Raw genomic sequence first — 19,413 nt, forward strand, 5'->3', positions numbered from 1 at the left:
ATTTCCCCATGAACACACCCGCCTTTCGTCCCCGCATCGTCATCCTCTACTGCACGCAGTGCCAGTGGCTGCTGCGCGCCGGCTGGATGGCGCAAGAACTGCTATCGACGTTTGCGAACGACTTGGGAGAAGTGGTGTTGCAGCCCGGCACGGGCGGCGTGTTTCAGATTACCTACAACGGCGATCTGATCTGGGACCGCAAGAGCGACGGCGGCTTCCCTGAAGCCAAGGTGCTCAAGCAGCGGGTGCGCGACCGGCTCGATCCGGGCCGGCCGCTGGGCCATATCGACGGCCACACCGCCGGGCCCGTAGCGGCGCCCGGCGAGTAGTGCTTACGCGGTTGCGTAGTGCTTGCTTAGGCGCTGCACAGGCGGCTTGCTTAGGCGCTTGCACAGGCGCTTGCACAGGCGCTTGCACAGGCGATCAACGCGAACGTTGATCGCCTTGCGGTATTACGCCGCCGATTCCGACTCGCGCAGCGTTTCGCGCGTCTTGTTGCGTTGACGCACCGCAGACACCACCAGCAACGCAATCAGCGCCACGCAAGCCAGGATGAAGCCCAGGCTGATCGGACGCGTCACGAAGATCGACAGTTCACCGCGCGACAGCAGCAGCGCACGGCGGAAGTTCTCTTCCACCATGGGCCCGAGCACAAAGCCTAGCAGCAATGGCGCAGGTTCAAACCGCATGCGAATCAACGCATAGCCGGCCGCGCCAAACACCGTCACCATCGCCACATCGAACAGGTTGTTGTTCGTGCTGTAGACCCCCACGCAGACAAAGAACAGCGCGGCGGGGAACAGATAGCGGAACGGCACCGTCAGCAGGCGCACCCACATGCCGATCAGCGGCAGGTTCAGCAGCAAGAGCAGCACGTTGCCAACCCAGAAGCTGGCGATCAGCCCCCAGAACATGTCGGCGTGTTCGATCATCATCTGCGGACCCGGCTGGATACCGTGGATGATCAGTGCGCCCAGCATCAGCGCCATCACCGGATCGCCAGGAATGCCCAGGCTCATCGTGGGGATGAAGCTCGTCTGCGTCGACGCGCTGGTCGCCGCTTCCGGACCGGCGATGCCTTCGATGGCGCCGCGGCCAAAGCGACGCGGTTCACGCGCCACTTTCTTTTCCACCGCGTACGAAATGAACGACGCGATCGTCGGGCCGGTGCCGGGCAGAATGCCGAACGCCGAACCGATGGCCGTGCCGCGCACCAGCGCACCGCGAGACTGCTTGATGTCGCCGGCTTCGGGCCGCATCGACTTCATGCTGATCTTGGCGGTGGTGACCTTGGTGTCGCCGCCGATGCGGTTGATGTTCTTCAGGAAGTCGGCCACGCCGAAGAGCCCCATGGCCAGCGCTACGATCTGCAAGCCGTCGGACAGTTCCAGAATGCCGAAGTGAAAGCGCATCGTGCCGGTGTTGACGTCGGTGCCGACCACCCCCAACAGCAGGCCGACCACCACCATCGCCACGCCCTTGATCGCCGAACCCTTCGCCAAGGTGGCGCCCGCCAACAGGCCCAGCATCATCATGGAGAAATACTCGGCCGGGCCGAACTTGAAGGCCACGTCCACCAGCATGGGCGAGAACAGGATCATCGCCAGGATGCCCACCGATGCGCCGCAGAACGACGAGAACATCAGCATGAACAGCGCGGAACCGGCCTTGCCGTTGCGCGCCAGCGGATTGCCGTCCAGGCAGGCCACCGCATGCGACGCGGTGCCAGGCAGGTTCAGCATGATCGACGTGATGCCGCCGCCATACTGCGAGCCGTAGTAGATGCCGGACAGCATCACCAGCGCCGCCGTCGGCGTCATCGTGTAGGTGAGCGGCAGCAGAATGGAAATGGCGGCCAGCACACCCATGCCCGGCAGCACGCCGATCAGGTTGCCCATGAACACGCCGAACACGGCCCACATCAGGTTGTCCAGCGCGAACGCGACGGAGAACCCATGCATCAGGTTGTTGAAAATTTCCATGGATCAGCCCCAGCGGAAGAGCGGAAACTGCAATTGCAGCGCCCACGAAAATACGGCCACGCCCAGGATCGTCACGCCCACGGCCAACGCGGCCGCGCTGCGCCAGGTGTGCTGGCGGTCGCCCATGGCCGAGATGAACACCAGGACAAACGTGGCGGGCACCAGGCCGCCAAACTTGCCGACCAGAATGAAGGCGAGCAGGCCGCCGATGATGCAACCCCAGCCGCGCCATTCGGGCGGCGGGATCTCTTCGGCGTCTTCTTCGGCCGCAACGGGCGAGGCCGCCATCTTGGCGATGATCAGGCCCAACAAGACCAGCAGCACGCCCAGGATGGCCGGGAACATGCCCGGCCCCATGCGCGCCAAACTGCCTAAGGTGTATGTGGATGCCTGCGCGATGGCGCCCAGGCCCAGCACGATCATCGTGCCTGCTGCCCACGCCTCGCGCCGGACGGCGCTGCGTTTCGATTGCATTGGTCTAGTCCTCCCTTGTTGTGCTTTTGTCTGACTGACGTCTGAAAAAAAGCTGACATTGCAATGAATGCGGGAGTCTAAAAATCCAAACTTCCGTTCACCTTTCAGGCAAGCGGAGAATTGCGGCGGGGCTTATTTTTTTTGGCTAAATCGCGGGAAATCCCTAGGTTTTAGGGGGCTTCATGAGTGTTGGTGAGGGGCGCTTTGCGGTTGGCCGGAAGGGGAGTGCTGGTTGCGGAGGGCCGGTTGCGGACGAAAGCACGCAGCCAAGGCGAACAGCACCAGGCAGATCAGCGTCATCAATATCCACGCCAGCGTGAGGTCCGCCAGATGCTGCCGGATCACGCCAGCGGCAAACGGAAAAAGGGCGGCGATCAAATACCCCACGCCTTGCACGAACGACGCCAGCCGGCCCGCTTCAAGCGGGGTTGCGGCATGGTCCATCGCCACGATGAGCGACAACGGAAACAGCGCGCCGATGCCCAGGCCTGCGAGGACGGCGGCGGGCCACGCCAGCGTTCCGGGCGACACGATCCAGCCGAGCAGCCCAACGAGCAGTGCCGCGATCGCCAGGAATAGCGCCGGCCGGCGATCCGGCAAGCGGCCGATACCCAGCGACACCAGCAGCCCCGCCACGATTTCCGCCGCCGTCACCGCGCCCAACAATTGCCCCGACGCGACTGGCGTCCAGCCCAGCGCGGTGTAGTAGGGCGGCAGCCAGGCCAGCACCAGCGTATAGGCGCCAGTGCCAAGTCCGAAGAACACCGCAAGCAGCCAGCATCGAGCGCGCGACGTTTGGAATTGGCCAGCGTCCGCGTGCAGGGCGGCGGCGGGATGCTGCGCGCGGCGGTTGACCAGCAGCCAAGCCGCCAGCGCCACCGCCGCCGGCATCGCCCACACGGCCAGCGCTTGCAGCCCGCCCGCGTGTGCCGCCATGACGGGAGAGGCCACGCTGGCGACCGCCGCGCCGCCCATGATGGCGGTGGAATAAATCCCCATGATGGCGCTGCTGCTCGCGTGGAATCGGGTCTTGATGTAGATCGGCAGCAGCGCTTGCGTGACGGCAATGCCCAGCCCGGCCACCACGCCGCTGGCGAGCATCAGCAGGGTCTGGTCGGCCCACAAGCGGCCCGCCGTCGCCGCAGTGATCAGCGCCAACCCGGCGATTACGCCATGTTGTTCGCCCAGCAGCCGGCGCAGCGGCGCCACGCTTAACGCGCCCAATCCCATGACGAACACCGGCAATGCGGTCAATAAACCCGCCGCGGTGTCGGACATGCGGGTGGCGGCTTGCAGCTGGTCCAGCAAAGGGGGAATGGAAGCCAGGACAGGGCGAAGATTCAGCCCCACGAGGATGATGGCGGCGATGCGCCAGGCGTTCAGACGAGAAAAAGACACGGTTGCTCCACAGCCGGCCGCGCCGCTTGATGCTGCGCGCTCCGGTAAACTATCTCGGCGTCAAGATATTTGGATTTTATCTTGACGTCAAGACAAATGGAGAATGACCGTGGATAGAGCAAGCCGAGCCGTCGAACAATGGAACCGCGAACGACCCGAATTGGATGTGTCGACAATGCGAGTGCTGGGGCGCTTGGGCGAATGCGCGCTCGTCATCACCCGCGACCGCATCAACCCGTTGTTCGCAGAATTTGGGTTGCAGCCGGGCGAATTCGATGTGCTGGCCACGCTGCGCCGCAGCGGCAAACCTTATGCGCTGACGCCGACGGCGCTGTACGAAGACGCGATGATTTCATCGGGCAGCATGACCAATCGGATTGATCGCCTAGAGAAAGCCGGGCTGGTCGTACGAACGCCCAACCCCGATGACGGGCGCGCCACGCTGGTCATGCTGACCAAGCCTGGTTTGAAGCTGATCGACGAAGCCGTCGTTGCGCATCTGCGTAACCAGGCAGAGGTGCTATCGCCCTTGAGCGCGATGGAGCAAGAGCAATTAAGCCGCTTGCTTGGGAAATTGCTCAGCGCTTACGAATAGGGCGCAAATAGGGCGTGGACAGCAGGTGAACAGGGCGCAGAACAGGGCGCAGAACAGAGCGCAGAACAGGGCGCAGAATAGTGCGCAAACAGGGGGAGCTGAGCAAGCTGATCGAAGACGGCGCGCTCTGCTCCCGTTTCCAGCCGGTTCGCTACAGCCCCAGCTCCGACAAGCCCGGGTGGTCATCCGGGCGCCGGCCCAGCGGCCAGCGGAACTTGCGGTCCGCTTCCTTGATGGGCAGGTCATTGATGCAGGCGTAGCGATTGATCATCAGGCCGTCTTCGCCGAATTCCCAGTTTTCGTTGCCGTAGGATCGGAACCAGTTGCCGGAATCGTCATGCCATTCATAGGCATAGCGCACGGCAATGCGGTTGCCCGTGTACGCCCAGAGCTCCTTGATCAACCGGTAATCCAATTCCTTGGCCCATTTGCGCGCCAGAAAGTCGCGGGCTTGGTCGCGGTTCTTGACGAACTCGGCGCGGTTGCGCCAATGCGTGTCCAGGCTATAGGCCAGCGCGACCTTGTCCGGGTCGCGGCTGTTCCAGCCGTCTTCGGCCAAGCGAACTTTCTGCACCGCGCTCTGGTGCGTGAAGGGCGGCAACGGCGGGCGGACTTCAGTTTGGGATGTCATGGCTAAGGCCTCCAGGGGAAAAACTTCAACGGGCGCGCGGTAGCAACGCTTCGGCTGCGCGCTGCGCGCTACGGGTAATGGACAAGTCGCCCGTGACGAGCGCCACGGCGATGGCGCCATCGATCAGCACCAGCCATTGGCGGGCGGTCTCTTCGGGTTCGGGCAAGCCAGCGGCCTGCACCAAAGACAGCACGTGGCTCAGCAAGCGTTCTTTGTGCAGGCGAGAAACCTTGCGGATGGGATGCTCGGCGTCGCCAATTTCGCCGGCGGCGTTGAGGAAGGCGCAGCCATGAAATCCGTCAGACGCAAACCATTCTTGCAGGGCGTCAAAGATGGACAGCAAGCGGGCGTGCGGCGTTGCCGCTTGGGTCGTGGCGGCGATGAACCACTGCATCCAGCGCTCATCGCGCGCTTGCAACGCAGCCGCCACCAGCGCGTCTTTCGTGGGGTAGTGCTTGTACACGCTCTTGCGCGCCACACCCGAGGCTTTCACGATGGCATCCATGCCCGTGGCATGAATGCCGCCTTGGTAGATCAGGGTTTCGGTTGCGCGTAGCAGCCGCGTTTGGACGTCGGAAGCAGTGTCAGGTGTGGCGGTATTCATGGTGGGAGAATGATCGTTCTTCTGTTGATGGCAAATCGTAGAATGATCGTTCTCGTTGGTCAATCGATTTTGCTGAAACGCGTACGGTGCGACGCGTCATTTGTTCTGAAACCCGCCTTTTGCTTGCTTTTTCAGTCAAAAATATGCTAAGATCTTTTAATTGCTGGTGAAAAATACAAAATAATTTTCCAGGGCTGATTTTGACCGGAAACCCGGGCCCCCCACTGGAAACCCAGAAGACCAGATCAATCGCCGCGTACGAACAACAACATAAACGTACGTGGCGTTTTCATTACGGCGCTGCCATTTCAGAATGCTCCCCCCGCAGCTTCACAGGGCATTCCAGGCGCGTCCGAACCCGGCGGTGCTGCGCTTTAGCGGGGGAGGCCATGCGCCTCGCATAGGAGAACGCTCATGTCGCATCAACTTATTGGTAAGAAGTGGCGCTTCGAGATTCCGCCCCTTAACTGGAAGGCCCCCGACGCGAACACGGATTCCGAAATCGACGCCGTCGCTTCAGATTCCGACTCCTCCGACGACACTGACACGTCACGGTCCTCCAAGTAGTTCTCAACGCTGTCCGCGTTCGCGGCCTGATCCACGCTGATTAAATTGCCCCAAACGGCGCGCCTTGTGCGCGTCGTTTCAGCTTGTCAGCCGCACTTTCCCTTCCCGTACCGAGTCTTTGCGCCGGCGCCCATTGCGCTGGCGTGACTTCGCCTGCGCGCGTGATGGAGCAGGCTAAGGCGCGGGCAACGTCCGCACGCATCCCAATTCCTGTCAGTGAGTCTTTGGAATGCCTGAAAACACGTCAAGTCATCAGCAGGTTAGGCCTTTCATCTATGCCACGACCACGTCGCGGTCATTGATGTTTTCTCATGCCGAAATCCAGAGCCGTATGTGGACGAAAGATCCGTCGGCGCTCAATCTGGAATACACGCGGATCATGATGGCGTTCCTGCTGTTCAACCCCGAGCCCCGGCGCATTGCGATGGTTGGCTTGGGCGGCGGGTCGCTTGCCAAGTTCTGCTATCAGCACCTGCCATCGGCCAGTATCGATGTGTTCGAGATCAATCCGCACGTCATCGCATTGCGGGATTCGTTCATGGTGCCGCGGGACGATCACCGCTTTGCCGTATTGCAAGGCGATGGCGCCGAACTGGTTCGCCAGCACCAAGGCGAGTACGACGCCATTCTGGTTGACGGCTACGACATCAACGGCCTGCCACGGCAACTGACCACCGACACGTTCTATGACGCCTGCCGCAATGCTTTGGCGCCCGAAGGCATGATGGTGTGCAATTTCCATGCGTCTAATTCACACTACGGCACGTATCTAGGCCGGATCAAGCAGAGCTTTGCAGGTTCGGTCATTGAAGTCAGCGATACGTCGTGCGCGCACAGCATCGTGTTTGCTTGCCATGGCGAAACGCTCAAACGCCGCAGGGCGTTGCCTAAACGCAAGCCAGATGCAATGAGCACCGAAATGTGGTTGCGCCTGGCGCCCACGTATTGGCCCATGCTGGTGTGACGCACCGCGCCGGCGCAGGCGTTGCGTGCGCGTAGTTGGGTGCGCGTAGTTGCGTGCGTGTAGTTGTGTGCGCTTATTTGCGTGCGCATATCCACCGCGATACGACGCCCCGAAGGCAAGTTGCCATTGGGGCGTCAGGTGTTACGGCCAATAAGTTTGCGCCTCCTTAGAAGTGGTGGCGCATGCCCACCACGGATTGGAGCACGTGCGAATCGCGACGGTCGACGCGGTCAAGCAGGGCGTAGAGGTTGGTCCGCTTGGACAAATCATATTGATAGCCCAGCCCCCAGCCCTTGATCTTTGAGCTGGTGGCGCGCTGGTACGTGCCTAGCACCTTGCTGTTGGCGCTTAGCGGGAAGCTGGCGCCACCCACGAACGAATTGACGCGCTTGTATCCCGCAGACGGCCCGACGTTCGGGTTACGCAGGTTGCCATACCCCCCATGCAACTGCATCCATTCAAAATCATACGAGCCGGCCAACTGCAAGTTGGACGCGCGCTTCTTGTCGGGGATGCTGGCGTTGGGGTTCAGGCGCTCGTATGTGAGCGCGGTGGAAAACGGCCCATTGCGATAGCGCAGGCCTGCTGTCCAGACGCGGTCGTGGTCGGCGGTTTCAAACTGGGTGTTGTCGTGGGATTCAAAGCTGTACCCCAGCCCGGCCTGCCACCCATTCCACACCGGCGTGCGGTAGATCAAGGCGTTGTTCACGCGGCCTGAATGTCCGAAGTCGCCGTCGTTATAGCCCGATGTGACGGACGACGACGCGCCGCCCCACGACGTGCCGAAGGGCGACGCAATGCCGCCCCAGCTATCGCTTAGCACTTGCTGGCGGCCCGCGCGCAGTTCACCAAAGGGGCCGGCCAAACCCAGATACGCCCAACGCCCGAATAAGCGGCCTTGGCCTTGCGTGCCGTTGGAGGCGTGGAATCCGCTTTCCAGCCGGAACACCACGCTGTATCCACCACCCAGATCTTCAACGCCGCGCAGTCCCCAGCGCGACCCGGATTGTGTGCCATCCCGCATGTCGATGCGGGATTCCGACGAGGGGTTGGCGCTGTCGTGTTTGCGCTCAAACGCCAGACCCAGATCAACGATGCCGTACAGCGTGACACTGGTGGTGGACGCCTGCGCCATGCCGGTAACGGACACGGCGGCCAAAGCGGTGAGCAGAGCACCTGCCTTTTTCCTTGCTGCGGTCATAAGAACCCCATGTGATGTTGTTGTGTTGCGTGGGACAAAAGAACCCCCTGCGGCCGGCCAAAAGGCAGGTCGCGGAGGATGGTGGAAACGATTTAGGGGAGGGGGCTAGGAGGCGGGCAGGCGGCCACCGGCCAACGTCACGGGCGACGTTGCCAGGGATAGCGATAGGGGCGCGATGACGCCACTGTGCGGGATGAAATGTGGGATGAAATGTGGGGTGAGGTGCGGAATGAAGTGCGGGATGAAAGTGCGCGCGGACACGGCAAGCGAAGCTCCCTGGAAATAGCGCTTAGCCGCCGCTGCCTAGCCGCCGGTCAAGCACTAGTTAACATCGCAATGAACATGGCGCATTATGGGGAAGCGAGGTCGCGAAGAGAATCAGACGACTACGATAGTTGGTGCTAGCAGCGCTGACCGCGCGGCCAAGCCGAGAAAATCAGACGGATTTACCCGATGGCCGCCGCCACCTTGCGGCGACTACCCCGCGTGCACGACCACCCGGTTACGCCCTTGCTCCTTGGCCGCGTAGAGCGCCGCATCGGCCGCCTGGAATACCTGGCTCACCTCTGGTCCGGATGACGGCCATTGCGCCACGCCTGCCGACACCGTGATGCCATCCACGCCATGCAGCCGTCGGCCGGCCAGGTGTTTGCGCAGGCGCTCCGCGACGGTTGCGGCCTCTTTGGTTCCCACTCCCGGCAGCAGAATCAGGAACTCTTCGCCGCCGTTACGGCTAAGGATGTCGGACGGCCGCGAGCATTCGCGCATCAGTTGCGCCATGCCGCGAATAACCTCGTCGCCCGTGGTGTGCCCATAGGTGTCGTTCACGCGCTTGAAGTGATCAATGTCCAGCGCCACCACCGCAAAGGGCGTGTCGGATGCTTGCAGCTGCTCGACGGCATCCTGCGTTCCGCGGCGGTTGCGCAAGCCCGTCAGGGGGTCAGTGATGCTGGCCAGGTTCAGCTTGCCGATCTTGTCCTGCAAGCTTGTGAAGCTCCAGATCACGGCGCGCTTTAACCGTTCCGCCTCGAAGTACCAGGCTTTGATGGACTGCACGCGCTGCATCGCAACGGCCACATCCTGGTGTTCCACATTGGTGGCCAGCTGCGACAAGGGCAGCGAGATCATTCGTGCGCACCACCAGATGGCCAATAAGAACGCCAGCGCCAGCGGCGCCGCGTAGCCGATCAGCGCCCAGATCAGGTCATGAATCGGCTCCAACGTTTTTTCCGCCGGACGTTGCGCGACGATGCCCCAGCCACTTAGCGGCTCTGCCGCGTAGCCCGCCAGCATGTCCACCCCCTTCGTGTTGACCACCCGTTGCGCGCCGGCGTGGCCTTGCGTGACGGCGGCTACGACCGGATTGCGCATCACGTTTTCACCAATGCGGGCGGACTCCATGTGATAGATCAACTGGCCGTCGCCATCCACCACAAACAAGTAGGAGCCGTCTTGATAGTGGTGCTTGCCCAGCAATTCCTGCAACGCGCTGTCGTTGCGCAGATAGATCGTGCCGGCGATATAGCCCAGATACCGGCCGTCGTTCGAGAAGATCGGGTGCGACAGGTTGATGAGCATGTTGCCGGCAATCGACACATAAGGCTTGCTGATCAGCGGCTGGCGCGCTTTCAATGCCGCTCGGCTGCCGGCGCTATCTACCCGCGTGCCTAGAAAATTGCGGAAGCTCTGGGTCGTGGCCAGGATGATGCCGTCTGCGCTGACGACGCCTACCGAGTTGAAGTTGTCGGCCTGCTCCTGCAGGCGCATGACTTCGGCTGCCAACCCATCCAGGTCGTCGACCTGGCTGGCCAAGTGGCGCGCGCTGTAGGCAAGCTGCTGCTGCGCCGCCTTCAGGAAATGGGTGGTGCTTTCCGCAAGCTTGGCGGCATAGACGCGGTTGGCCTCCAGCGTGTTGGTGATGAGCTGGTCGCGCTGCACCAGGTAGCTGGCGTATAGGGCATTCGCGGTCGCCGCGATGGCGCTGAATACGGTAAGCGCAAGCACAAGCCCGCGTAGGTTGATTCGCATGGGGTGGCGGACTAGGGCTAGGACTTGGGCGGGCGAGGGGCGCACCGTAAATGTGGGCGGCGCAAAGAGGGCGAAGGAAAAGGCGTCATCGTATTACGGCAGGCGCGGCGCACATCTATAGGTCGTCTGGCTCAGCTTCGTCCATCAGGCGGGCAGCGGGAGACTGGGCCGCAGCCCCCGCCCGGAAATAACCCATGACGGTGGCGACGCTGGCATGGCCCGTCATGGCCATGGTGTCGCCCAGCGGAATATTGCGCCGGCCGGCTTCGGTAACGAAACCCGAGCGCAGGCTGTGCGCGGAAAATTCGCCTTCCAGCCCGGCAAGCTTGCAGCGTTCCAGCACGATGTCGCGCACGGCCGCTGCCGCCAGCGGCTCTCCGATCACATCGCCCCGGCGCACGCGGCGAAAGATCGGACCCTGTTGAATACCGCTGGCGGCTAGCCAGGCGTCCAGCGCCTGCGCGGCGCTGCCGACGATCGGCTTCTGGTCGTCTGCGCGGCGCGCGCCCGACTGATTGGTCTTGGATTGCGCCAGCGTATAGAGAAAGCCTTCAGCCGTGCGGACGGTGTTTTCGACCGTGGCGCGCACCACTTCTGACCGGCGCCGGCCGCCGCTGGCCCACGCAAACAACAAGAGCGCGCGGTCTCGGATGCCGCGCAAGGTGTCGTCGCAGGTGGCCAGCATCGCCTGCAAAGGTTCGCGGGTCAGCGCTTCCTTCTTCGCCGGCGCCACGCCGCGGCGCGCATAGGCGCGGCGCGTCTTGGCCAGCAATTCGCGCACGGTCGCGGCCCGGCAAGGGTTCGGATGCCCCAACAATTCATGGGCCTTGGACAGCACAGACACCCGTTGCAGCAAGGTATTCAGACTGGGTGCGCCCAGCCGCCCTTTGGCTTTCAGGCGAACCAGCTCCTGGTCCAACGCCAGCGGAAGCTCCCATTTCAGGCCGTGGTCCGTCGTGCGCTGCGCATGGTCGACCACGAACTGGATGACGGCAGCCTCAGGCAAGGGCAGGGCAAAACGCTGGCCGTAGCGCAGCTCGAACCACGCTGTCCAGTAGCGGACGGCGGCGCGGTAGCTGGCGGCGGTGTTGGCCGAGCTGCCTTCGCGCATCAGGCTGCGCACGGCGGCGTCGGCCTGGACATCCAGCGCATGCGGGTCCAACAAGGGCAGCGAGGCCAGCAATTTCAACTGCATGGGGAGGGGTGGCTTCAGGGGTGGGTCAGGCGAAGCCAGAACTATACGGAATTGCCGCGCAACTGGGGTGGGGCCGCAATTCCGAGGGAATTCGTTCTGAAATCGTGCGATGTGCCTATTTCATACATATTATTATGTATGCTGTATGATATCTAACACAAATAATAAATAGATCACGATAAGGTTCCATTATCGTGACTAATTCAGTACCCAAACGACGATAAACGAGGGAGTGACGGCGATGGCCACGGGAATTACGGAAAACGACGTCTGGACGGCCGCCGACGCCTTGTTGCTGGAAGGCGCGCGCCCCACCATCGAACGGGTCAGGCAAAAAATTGGCCGGGGCTCGCCCAACACCGTCAGCCCGCACCTGGAAACCTGGTTCCGCGCGCTGGGCGCCCGAATCAAAGACCCCGGCGCATTTGCCGCCGCCCCGGCCATCCCCGACCCCATCACGCAGGCCGCCACCCACTTCTGGGAAGCCGCCTTGGCGGAAGCGCGCGCCGAACAAGCCGATTCGTATCGGCAGCGCTGGGAAGAACTGGCGGAAGAGGGCGAGCGCCTGGCGGGGCAGGCCGAACAACTCCAGCAGCGTGAGCTCCAGCTGGCGAATCGTGAACAGGATTTGCAGGAAAGCTTGCGGCTGGCTACCGCACAGCTGGCCGCCACGGAAGATCGCCTTCAGGCGGCGGAACAGCTGTTGCGCCAACGCGATGAACAGCTCAAGCAAAGCCGGCTGCAATTGGAAGACGCGCGCGGCGCCGTTCAGACGCTGCTGACCGAAGCCGAGAAGATGCGCGGGCTGCACGCCCAGGCGCTGGAGGCGGTAGAGGCTCGGCACACCGCACACGAACGACGCTGGATGAACGAGCTGGATGCCGAACGCGGGGCCGCAAAAAAGCTGCAATTGCGGTTCGACGAGGCCCAAATCGCCAGCCAACGGCAGATCAGCCAGCTGCAAACCTCGCTAACCCAGGCGCAAGAGGGCAAACGCGCGGCAGAGCAGGAGACGCAGCGGGTCAGAGCCGAATTCAGAACAGAAATCCAGGCGGCGCAGGCACGCCACGAGGTCAGTCAAGATGTGGCGCGTGACGCGCTGGCGTCCGCACGCGAGCGGGAACAGGCGCTGGAAGCCCGGGCGGCCGCGTCCGACGCGCAATCGGCCGCGCTGCTGCTTCAGCTACAACAAAAGGATGCGCAAGTGGGTGAGCTGACGCGCCATCTGATGACGTTGGCGCAGCAGAATACGGCGGCGCGTAGCGCTCTGGATGAGAACGCCGCCGCGCGCGCCGCTCAAGCGGATGCCGATCAACGGCCCGGGTAAGTACCCTGAAATGGCGTGTTGTCAGGTTCGCCGAAGTTCTCGGCGTGGTAGTTGGCGTGATTCCGTGTGTCAGTGCTGGAGCTAGAGCGTGGTTGCGGGGAGCTGTACGAGCTGGGTGCCGTGCAGCCGGCCAGCGCAAAAGCCAGCAAAATGGCCGACGATAAGCCGGTAGTGGTCAGGAGCCTCATGGCATACCTCCATAGAGATGCGCCGCCCGGAAGGCAGCCACCGGAGAACCCGGCGCCGTCGCCATCCTCAATCAATTCGCGTTCAGCGGCATCTGCCCTTAGCAAACGGCGTGCCTGTCCCGGCGCGCAACTAGTACAAGTCTGAGCAAAATTCGGATAAATTCGAAAGATCGCATCCCATGGCGCCTTGGGCAGCCGCCCAACCCTGGCGATGCGCCATCACGCGGGGCGTCATGCCTTGCCAGGAGCACCGGGTGAACCCACGTCCGAACGTCGATCTAGCCCGCATCCTGCTTCTTATCGTCATCCTGGCCGCCTTGATGGTGGGCAGCCTGTACGTGTTGCAGCCCTTCCTGCCGGGCCTCATCTGGGCAACCACGATTGTGGTGGCGACCTGGCCAGTGATGCTGGCCATTCAGGAACGTTGCGGCGGCAGGCGCTGGGCGGCCACTGTGTTCATGCTGCTGATCCTGCTGTTCGTGATCGTGCTGCCGCTCTATCAAGTCATTGCAACGCTGGCGGAACATAGCGGCGCAATCATGGCCGCCGTCAAGAGCCTGCCGGACTATGCGCTGCTTGCGCCRCCGAGCTGGATACGCAGCGTTCCCATTGCCGGTCCGCGCATCGCGCAGGAATGGCAGACCTTGTCCGATGCCGGCGCGGGCGGGTTGCTGGCACGGCTGGAACCTTATCTGACCACCGCGGCGCGCTGGCTGCTGGGGCACGCCGCGATTGTCGGCGTGTTTGTGGTTCACATGCTGGTCACCATCGTCATCTCCGGCATTTTGTACGCCCAAGGCGATATGGCGGCCGACTTCGTCAGGCGCTTCGCCAACCGTTTGGCGGGTATGCGCGGTGTGGCGGCCATTCGGCTGGCGGGCGCCGCCGTCCGGGCCGTGGCGCTGGGTATCGTCGTGACCGCCGTGGTTCAGTCCGCACTGGGCGGTGTGGGCTTGTGGATTGCCGGCGTACCGTCTGCCGGCATCCTGACTGCCTTGATGGTGATGCTGTGCCTGGCGCAGCTGGGTCCGTTCCTGCCGATGCTGGGCGGGGTCATCTGGCTGTTCCAGAACGATATGAAACTGGCCGCGACGCTGCTGCTGATCTGGGCGGTGCTGGTCGCCATGTTGGACAACCTGCTGCGCCCGCTGCTGATCAAACGCGGCGTGAATCTATCGATGCTGCTGATTTTGTCGGGCGTGCTGGGCGGCATGTTCGCCTTTGGCATCGTCGGCCTGTTTATCGGGCCGGTCATTCTGGCCGTGACGTCCACGCTGTTGACGGCCTGGATCAACGAGGTGCCGCCGCCTGACGATACCGCCGCAGAGTTCACCGCAATTCCCACCGTGGCCGACCCGGCGTTGCCGGGAACGCCCGTGGAAAAGGCGTAACATTCGTCTGACACCGCGGGCGCAACGCCCGCTTTTTTTGCAACACCCCGGCAATACATGACGATGCACCCGACTGCGCTGGCTGACAGCGCGCCCGAATTCCTTTTCACCCCGGCAGCGCCCGCATTCCAGGCGGGGGCCCGATGAGCGAAAGCGTACGCCTGGCCAAGCAGCTGGCCGCGGAACAGAACTGCTCGCGCGGTGACGCCGAACGCTATATCGAAGGCGGCTGGGTCGCCGTGGACGGCAAAACCATCGAAGAGCCCGGCTTTCGCGTGGCGCCGGGCCAAACCATCAGCCTGTTGCCCGGTGCGAAGCTGGAAGACATGAAGCCGGTGACGTTTTTGGTGCACAAGCCCGCCGGCACCTACGCAGACAACGAACCGGGTTCCGCCCGCGACCTGATCATTCCCAAGAACCAGATGCCGGGCGACCGCGCCAGCCAGCGCTATCTAAAGCGCATGTTCAATGGGCTGAAGCTCGTGACGCCGCTTGAGCGCGCCGCAAGCGGCCTCGTCGTGTACACGCAGGAATACGCCGTGTCGCGCAAGCTGGTGGAAGAGGGCAAGCTGGTTGAGCAGGAATACATCGCGCAGGTCAGCGGGCAATTGAGCGAAGGCGATCTTGCGCGGTTGCAGCGCGGGCTGGCGTTTGATGGGCGCGCCGCGACGCCAATGAAGGTCAGCTGGCAGAACGAAACCCACCTGCGCTTTGCACTGAAAACGCCGTTGCCGGGCTTCATTGAATTTGTGTGCGACACGGCGGGCCTGCAGTTGCAGGCGCTGCGCCGCATCCGCATTGGCCGCTTGCCGCTGGCGGGGCTGGCGGTTGGCCAATGGCGCTATCGGTTGGACTACGAACGGTTTTAAACGCCCATGATCTTGCCTGGCGAGCCTACGCAACGTTCCGATCACAGCCGTCGCCGCTTTTTGAAGCAGACGGGCGTCTTGTGCCTGTCGGCACTGGCGTTGGCCGGTTGCGCTGGCCCCGGTCGCGCCCCCGTGAAGGGGCAAGCCCCGCCAACGCCGCCTGCGCCCGCCAATGGCAAGGGAGCGGCTGCGGTGCCGGCCCTGCGCCCGGGTGCAAAAGTGGCAATTGTGGCGCCGGCTTCGGCGGCGCTTAATGCTAGCGATGATGCGGCCCAATGGTTGGAGTCGCGCGGGTTCGTGGCGCAAGTCATGCCTGCCAGCCGCACGCGGCAGGATGTGCCGTATGAGTATCTGGCCGGCAGCGACGCCGACCGCTTGGCCGATCTGCATGCGGCATTCGAAGATCCCGACATAGGCGCGGTGTGGTGTCTGCAAGGCGGCTTTGGCTCGTGGCGCTTGCTGGATCAGCTGGACTTCGGACTTTTGCGGCGGCATCCCAAGCCCTTCATCGGCTACAGCGACATCACCGCGCTGCACCTGGCGCTGCAACGCCATGCGGGCTTTGTGACCTTTCACGGGCCGATGCTGGCGCAAGACCTCTTGGCCGGCAAACGCGAACCCACGGAATCCGCCTTGTTCGCGATGGTCACCGGGCAGATGGGCAAGGGCGCATGGATCACGCCCCCGATGAACTCGCTGCCGACTGAGCTTGTGCCGGGCGTGGCCAGCGGCCGCTTGATTGGGGGCAATTTGGCGTTGATTGGCGCGCTGATCGGCACCCGCAACGACATCGACACGCGTGACGCAATCCTGTTCATCGAAGACGTCAACGAAGCGATTCCGCGCGTGGACAGGCTGCTGGGCCAGTTGGCCGCCGCCGGCAAATTCGATGGCGTCAAAGGCCTGCTCGTGGGCAACTTCACGCGGCTTGGCGTGCAAATGGACGATGCGCAGGCGCAAGGCCTGCTGTATCCGTTGATCCTGGACCAGTTCCGCGCGCGCGGAATTCCTATTCTGGCCGGCTGGCCCAGTGGCCACGGCGACCCAAATCTGACCTTGCCGCTGGGGGCGCGCGTCACGCTGGACACGGCGCGCGGGGCATTGCGCCTGGATCAGGCTGTGGTGGTGTAGCCTTCGCGTTATGCCTCATTAATAGCGCATAGTGCACATTAATGATCTATTAATGATGCATTTAATTGTTGAAAATGCGTCATTAATCGTGCAATTCGCGCAGCACGGTTCTATTATTGACCCATGAAAAAGAAGATAGAACCCAGCTTCGATGCCGCCGAGGCGCTGGTCCGCCTGGGCGCCAACCTGCGCACGGCTCGCCTTCGCCGGGGCGAATCCGAAACCACGCTGGCCAGCCGGATGGGGGTGTCGCGCGCCACCATCGCGCGGCTGGAACGTGGCGACGGCGGCGTATCGCTGGCGCTTGCCGTCGAAGCGTTGCTGCAATACGGCTTTCGCGATCAGGTGTTTGCGCTGGCCGACCCAGAAGAAGACGGGGTGGGCAAGCGCTTGGATGCGATGCGCCGGCCCAGCCGGGGCAGTGGCGGGGCGTTGCCAACGCATCGCGCCGACCCCGCCAAGCTGTAACGCCCGGGCCCGGCCATGGCACGTTCCCGCAAGCACAAATCGGTTGAAAGCGAACTCTTCGTCTATGTAGACATACGCGGCGAAGCGGTCTTGGCCGGCGTGCTGACGCTGGACGACACCGACGAAAACCACTTCTTCGCCGAATTCACCTACGTGCAGTCCTACGTCAACGACGCCCGCGCCTTTGCGCTGGACCCGTTGAATCTGCCGCTCATCGACGCCAAGACCACCTTCCGCACCGAAAGCCGCTACGAAACGCTGGGCGCCATCTTCGACGCCGCGCCGGACGCGTGGGGGCGCAACGTCATGCGCGTCGACAAAGCGGGGGCGCGCGTTACCGAAGATGAAGTCCTGCTGCGCGGGCGCGGCATGGGCGTGGGCGCGCTGTTCTTCAGCGCGCGCTTGCTCACGCCGAACATGCGCAAAACCTACCGGCTACCTGAAGTCAGCCAGGTGGAATCGCTGGCCGATCTGCTGACAGATATCGACCAAGGTGTGAAACCCAAAGGCTTGTACCGCGACATTCTGGGCAGTTCCTGGGATATCGGCGGGGCGCGGCCAAAGACGATTGTTCGCGACGAACACGGCGAAATGTGGATCGCCAAGTTTCCGCGCAAGGGCGACTCCTACGACCGGCAGCGCGTGGAATTCGCCAATTTGCAGATGGCGCGCGAGATCGGATTGACCGTGCCTGAGGTGCGTTTGACCGAAACGCATCTGGGCGCGGTGCTGTTGACGCATCGCTTTGACCGCCAGCGCCTGCCTGCCGCCAGCGGCGCCGACCCGGTTGTCGCCCGGCGCCATTTCCTGAGCGGCGCGTCGCTGATCAGCCCATCGGTACAGATTGGCAAGCGCGAGCTGGACGGCGCGCGCGGCAAGGCAACCTATTCCTATGCGCGTCTGGCGGACGTGGTGCGCCGCGTGTCGTCGAACCCCGTGCAGGATCTGAAAGAGCTGTACGCCCGCATGATCCTGAACGTGGCGGTGCACAACACCGATGATCACCTGAAGAACGTGGGATTTCTGAAGGATGACGGCGCGCACACGTACCGCTTGTCGCCGCTATTCGATGTGGTGACGCAGGAAGGGTCCGCCAAGCATTACCTGCATATTGGCGCGGCGGGCCGGGACAGCACGTTCGAGAATTGCCTGACGGAGTACCGGCGCTTCGGCCTGCGGTCGGAAGCGGCTGCGCGTTCCATCCTGGACCCGGTGCGCGACGTCGTCACGCAACGCCGGCGGTACTACGAGGCGGCCGGTATGCCGCCGCGCGAGATCGAGCTGGTGGAAACGACGCTGGCGGCGTGGCGCGTGCAAGGCTAACAAAGTGGCCTGGAACCTGGTCTGCACGCTGTTCTGGGCGCTGATCTGGGCGCTGATCTGCACCCTGATCAGGAACCCGCCCTAAGACGACGCCTCCGCTGCGGCGTCTTCACCGTCGTTCGCATGGATGGCGTTGAAGTCGATGCGGCGTCCTTGCGTGACCATGCCTTCGTGAAAATCCCGGCTAAGGGCGGCCAGCGTCACGCCGCCAAACCGCTCCATCAGCAACGCCTGCGCGTCTTCGAAGGCGCCGTCCAGCGCCTTGTTCACGGCGGCTTCCACCAGGCAGCCGGGCGATTCGCTGCGGTTGCCCATGGCGAAGATCTCTGGCGACCCTAAYGCTTCGTAGATGTCGCGCAGCGTGACGTCGTTGAAGTCGCACGAGATGGTCCAGCCGCCGCCGTGGCCTTTTTCCGATCGGACCATGCCTTGTTCGCGCAAGCCCGCCATGATGCGGCGGATAACGACGGGGTTGGTCTGCATGACCCGGCCCAGGTCTTCGGAGGTCATGGGGCCGGGCGCTTCGGCCATGTGTAGCAACACGTGGAGGACACCGGAAAGTTTGCTGTCTCGTCTCATGCAACGCATGCTATTGCATGATCTGGGGCAGGGTCAAACGCAAGGGGCGATCGAACACTAGCGGCACCCCCCCGCAATGCATCGCCCATCAGCGTCCAAGCAACCCCTCATCCTCAAGCGAAATAAGCGCTTTTCATTGATTCAATAATCGTTGTATTATCCACGCATGACTGAAGATCAAGCCGTATCCGCTCTTGCCGCCTTGGCCCATGTGCAGCGCCTGCGTGTGTTCCGCGCGCTAGTCGTTGCCGGCCCCGAGGGCCTGACGCCCAGTGTTCTGGCCGACCAGCTTGGCGTGGCGCGTAATGCGCTGTCATTCCATTTGAAAGAGTTGTCGCATGCGGCCTTGGTCACGGCCGAGCAGCAGGGCCGCAACCTTATCTACCGCGCCGCGTACCCGCAGATGAACGGTCTGCTGGCGTACCTGACCGAACATTGCTGCCAAGGCGCACCTTGCGGCCCCGACGTTTCCCTTTGAATTTCCCTGAATTAAAAGCT

The 19,413-nt window shown here is 62.9% G+C and carries 20 protein-coding genes; 11 read left to right on the forward strand and 9 right to left on the reverse strand.

Features of this window, described 5'->3' with window-relative positions; all coding sequences use genetic code 11:
- Positions 1-8: 8 nt before the first annotated feature.
- On the forward strand, positions 9-329 hold the full coding sequence (locus AC1DSJ_RS27120; protein ID WP_054422173.1) for an Rdx family protein: 321 nt from the start codon (positions 9-11) through the stop codon (positions 327-329).
- Positions 330-452: 123 nt separating this feature from the next.
- On the opposite strand, the gene AC1DSJ_RS27125 is transcribed toward AC1DSJ_RS27120, so the two are convergent.
- From AC1DSJ_RS27125 to AC1DSJ_RS27135, 3 genes are all read right to left on the reverse strand, one after another.
- Entirely contained in the window at positions 453-1,982 is a 1,530-nt protein-coding gene (locus tag AC1DSJ_RS27125; protein WP_054422174.1) for a tripartite tricarboxylate transporter permease, read from the reverse strand.
- Between the two features lie 3 nt (positions 1,983-1,985).
- A complete protein-coding gene (locus tag AC1DSJ_RS27130; protein WP_054422175.1) occupies positions 1,986-2,456 on the reverse strand; it encodes a tripartite tricarboxylate transporter TctB family protein in 471 nt (156 codons plus the stop codon).
- A 180-nt stretch (positions 2,457-2,636) separates the two neighbouring features.
- Complete coding sequence (locus AC1DSJ_RS27135) at positions 2,637-3,854, reverse strand: MFS transporter (protein WP_441372178.1); 1,218 nt, start codon at positions 3,852-3,854, stop codon at positions 2,637-2,639.
- Positions 3,855-3,963: 109 nt separating this feature from the next.
- Here AC1DSJ_RS27135 and AC1DSJ_RS27140 point away from each other — a divergent pair, with 109 nt between their 5' ends.
- Complete coding sequence (locus tag AC1DSJ_RS27140) at positions 3,964-4,449, forward strand: MarR family winged helix-turn-helix transcriptional regulator (protein ID WP_476760423.1); 486 nt, start codon at positions 3,964-3,966, stop codon at positions 4,447-4,449.
- 151 nt (positions 4,450-4,600) lie between these two features.
- On the opposite strand, the gene AC1DSJ_RS27145 is transcribed toward AC1DSJ_RS27140, so the two are convergent.
- Together AC1DSJ_RS27145 and AC1DSJ_RS27150 are read right to left on the reverse strand one after the other, a co-directional pair.
- Positions 4,601-5,080: a nuclear transport factor 2 family protein gene (locus tag AC1DSJ_RS27145; protein WP_175168917.1), complete on the reverse strand. Its 480-nt coding sequence runs from the start codon at positions 5,078-5,080 to the stop codon at positions 4,601-4,603.
- 25 nt (positions 5,081-5,105) lie between these two features.
- The gene (locus AC1DSJ_RS27150) at positions 5,106-5,684 is read right to left on the reverse strand and encodes a TetR/AcrR family transcriptional regulator (RefSeq protein WP_441372180.1); all 579 of its coding nucleotides are present in this window, start codon (positions 5,682-5,684) and stop codon (positions 5,106-5,108) included.
- Positions 5,685-6,098: 414 nt separating this feature from the next.
- On the opposite strand from AC1DSJ_RS27150, the gene AC1DSJ_RS27155 reads away from it, so the two are divergent.
- Both AC1DSJ_RS27155 and AC1DSJ_RS27160 read left to right on the forward strand, forming a co-directional pair.
- The gene (locus tag AC1DSJ_RS27155; protein ID WP_175168915.1) at positions 6,099-6,251 is read left to right on the forward strand and encodes a hypothetical protein; all 153 of its coding nucleotides are present in this window, start codon (positions 6,099-6,101) and stop codon (positions 6,249-6,251) included.
- A 331-nt stretch (positions 6,252-6,582) separates the two neighbouring features.
- The gene (locus tag AC1DSJ_RS27160) at positions 6,583-7,215 is read left to right on the forward strand and encodes a fused MFS/spermidine synthase (protein WP_245636284.1); all 633 of its coding nucleotides are present in this window, start codon (positions 6,583-6,585) and stop codon (positions 7,213-7,215) included.
- 166 nt (positions 7,216-7,381) lie between these two features.
- Here AC1DSJ_RS27160 and AC1DSJ_RS27165 read toward each other — a convergent pair whose 3' ends face one another.
- The 3 genes from AC1DSJ_RS27165 to AC1DSJ_RS27175 all read right to left on the reverse strand — a co-directional run bounded on the left by AC1DSJ_RS27165 (position 7,382) and on the right by AC1DSJ_RS27175 (position 11,639).
- A complete protein-coding gene (locus AC1DSJ_RS27165; RefSeq protein WP_441372181.1) occupies positions 7,382-8,416 on the reverse strand; it encodes a porin in 1,035 nt (344 codons plus the stop codon).
- Between the two features lie 477 nt (positions 8,417-8,893).
- On the reverse strand, positions 8,894-10,444 hold the full coding sequence (locus tag AC1DSJ_RS27170; protein WP_054422181.1) for a sensor domain-containing diguanylate cyclase: 1,551 nt from the start codon (positions 10,442-10,444) through the stop codon (positions 8,894-8,896).
- A 115-nt stretch (positions 10,445-10,559) separates the two neighbouring features.
- Positions 10,560-11,639, reverse strand: a complete 1,080-nt coding sequence (locus AC1DSJ_RS27175; protein WP_441372182.1) for a site-specific integrase — start codon at positions 11,637-11,639, stop codon at positions 10,560-10,562.
- 241 nt (positions 11,640-11,880) lie between these two features.
- Here AC1DSJ_RS27175 and AC1DSJ_RS27180 point away from each other — a divergent pair, with 241 nt between their 5' ends.
- From AC1DSJ_RS27180 to AC1DSJ_RS27205, 6 genes are all read left to right on the forward strand, one after another.
- On the forward strand, positions 11,881-12,966 hold the full coding sequence (locus AC1DSJ_RS27180) for a DNA-binding protein (protein WP_441372183.1): 1,086 nt from the start codon (positions 11,881-11,883) through the stop codon (positions 12,964-12,966).
- 442 nt (positions 12,967-13,408) lie between these two features.
- Positions 13,409-14,545 carry an AI-2E family transporter YdiK gene (gene ydiK / locus AC1DSJ_RS27185; protein WP_245636285.1) on the forward strand — a complete coding sequence of 379 codons (1,137 nt, stop codon included), beginning with the start codon at positions 13,409-13,411 and terminating at the stop codon, positions 14,543-14,545.
- A gap of 143 nt (positions 14,546-14,688) precedes the next feature.
- On the forward strand, positions 14,689-15,414 hold the full coding sequence (locus tag AC1DSJ_RS27190) for an RNA pseudouridine synthase (protein WP_175168909.1): 726 nt from the start codon (positions 14,689-14,691) through the stop codon (positions 15,412-15,414).
- Positions 15,415-15,606: 192 nt separating this feature from the next.
- Positions 15,607-16,545 (forward strand): S66 peptidase family protein, encoded by a 939-nt coding sequence (locus AC1DSJ_RS27195; RefSeq protein WP_441372232.1) that lies wholly within the window; start codon positions 15,607-15,609, stop codon positions 16,543-16,545.
- Positions 16,546-16,668: 123 nt separating this feature from the next.
- Positions 16,669-17,013 (forward strand): helix-turn-helix transcriptional regulator, encoded by a 345-nt coding sequence (locus AC1DSJ_RS27200; RefSeq protein ID WP_054422185.1) that lies wholly within the window; start codon positions 16,669-16,671, stop codon positions 17,011-17,013.
- Positions 17,014-17,028: 15 nt separating this feature from the next.
- Positions 17,029-18,336, forward strand: coding sequence for a type II toxin-antitoxin system HipA family toxin (locus AC1DSJ_RS27205; protein WP_175168908.1), 1,308 nt, complete (start codon positions 17,029-17,031; stop codon positions 18,334-18,336).
- A gap of 81 nt (positions 18,337-18,417) precedes the next feature.
- On the opposite strand, the gene AC1DSJ_RS27210 is transcribed toward AC1DSJ_RS27205, so the two are convergent.
- Positions 18,418-18,915 carry an Rrf2 family transcriptional regulator gene (locus AC1DSJ_RS27210; RefSeq protein WP_441372184.1) on the reverse strand — a complete coding sequence of 166 codons (498 nt, stop codon included), beginning with the start codon at positions 18,913-18,915 and terminating at the stop codon, positions 18,418-18,420.
- Positions 18,916-19,081: 166 nt separating this feature from the next.
- Between AC1DSJ_RS27210 and AC1DSJ_RS27215 the strand changes: the two genes are divergently transcribed.
- Positions 19,082-19,393: an ArsR/SmtB family transcription factor gene (locus AC1DSJ_RS27215; protein WP_175168906.1), complete on the forward strand. Its 312-nt coding sequence runs from the start codon at positions 19,082-19,084 to the stop codon at positions 19,391-19,393.
- The last annotated feature ends 20 nt before the right edge of the window (positions 19,394-19,413 follow it).

Source organism: Achromobacter sp. 01N37, assembly GCF_056399725.1.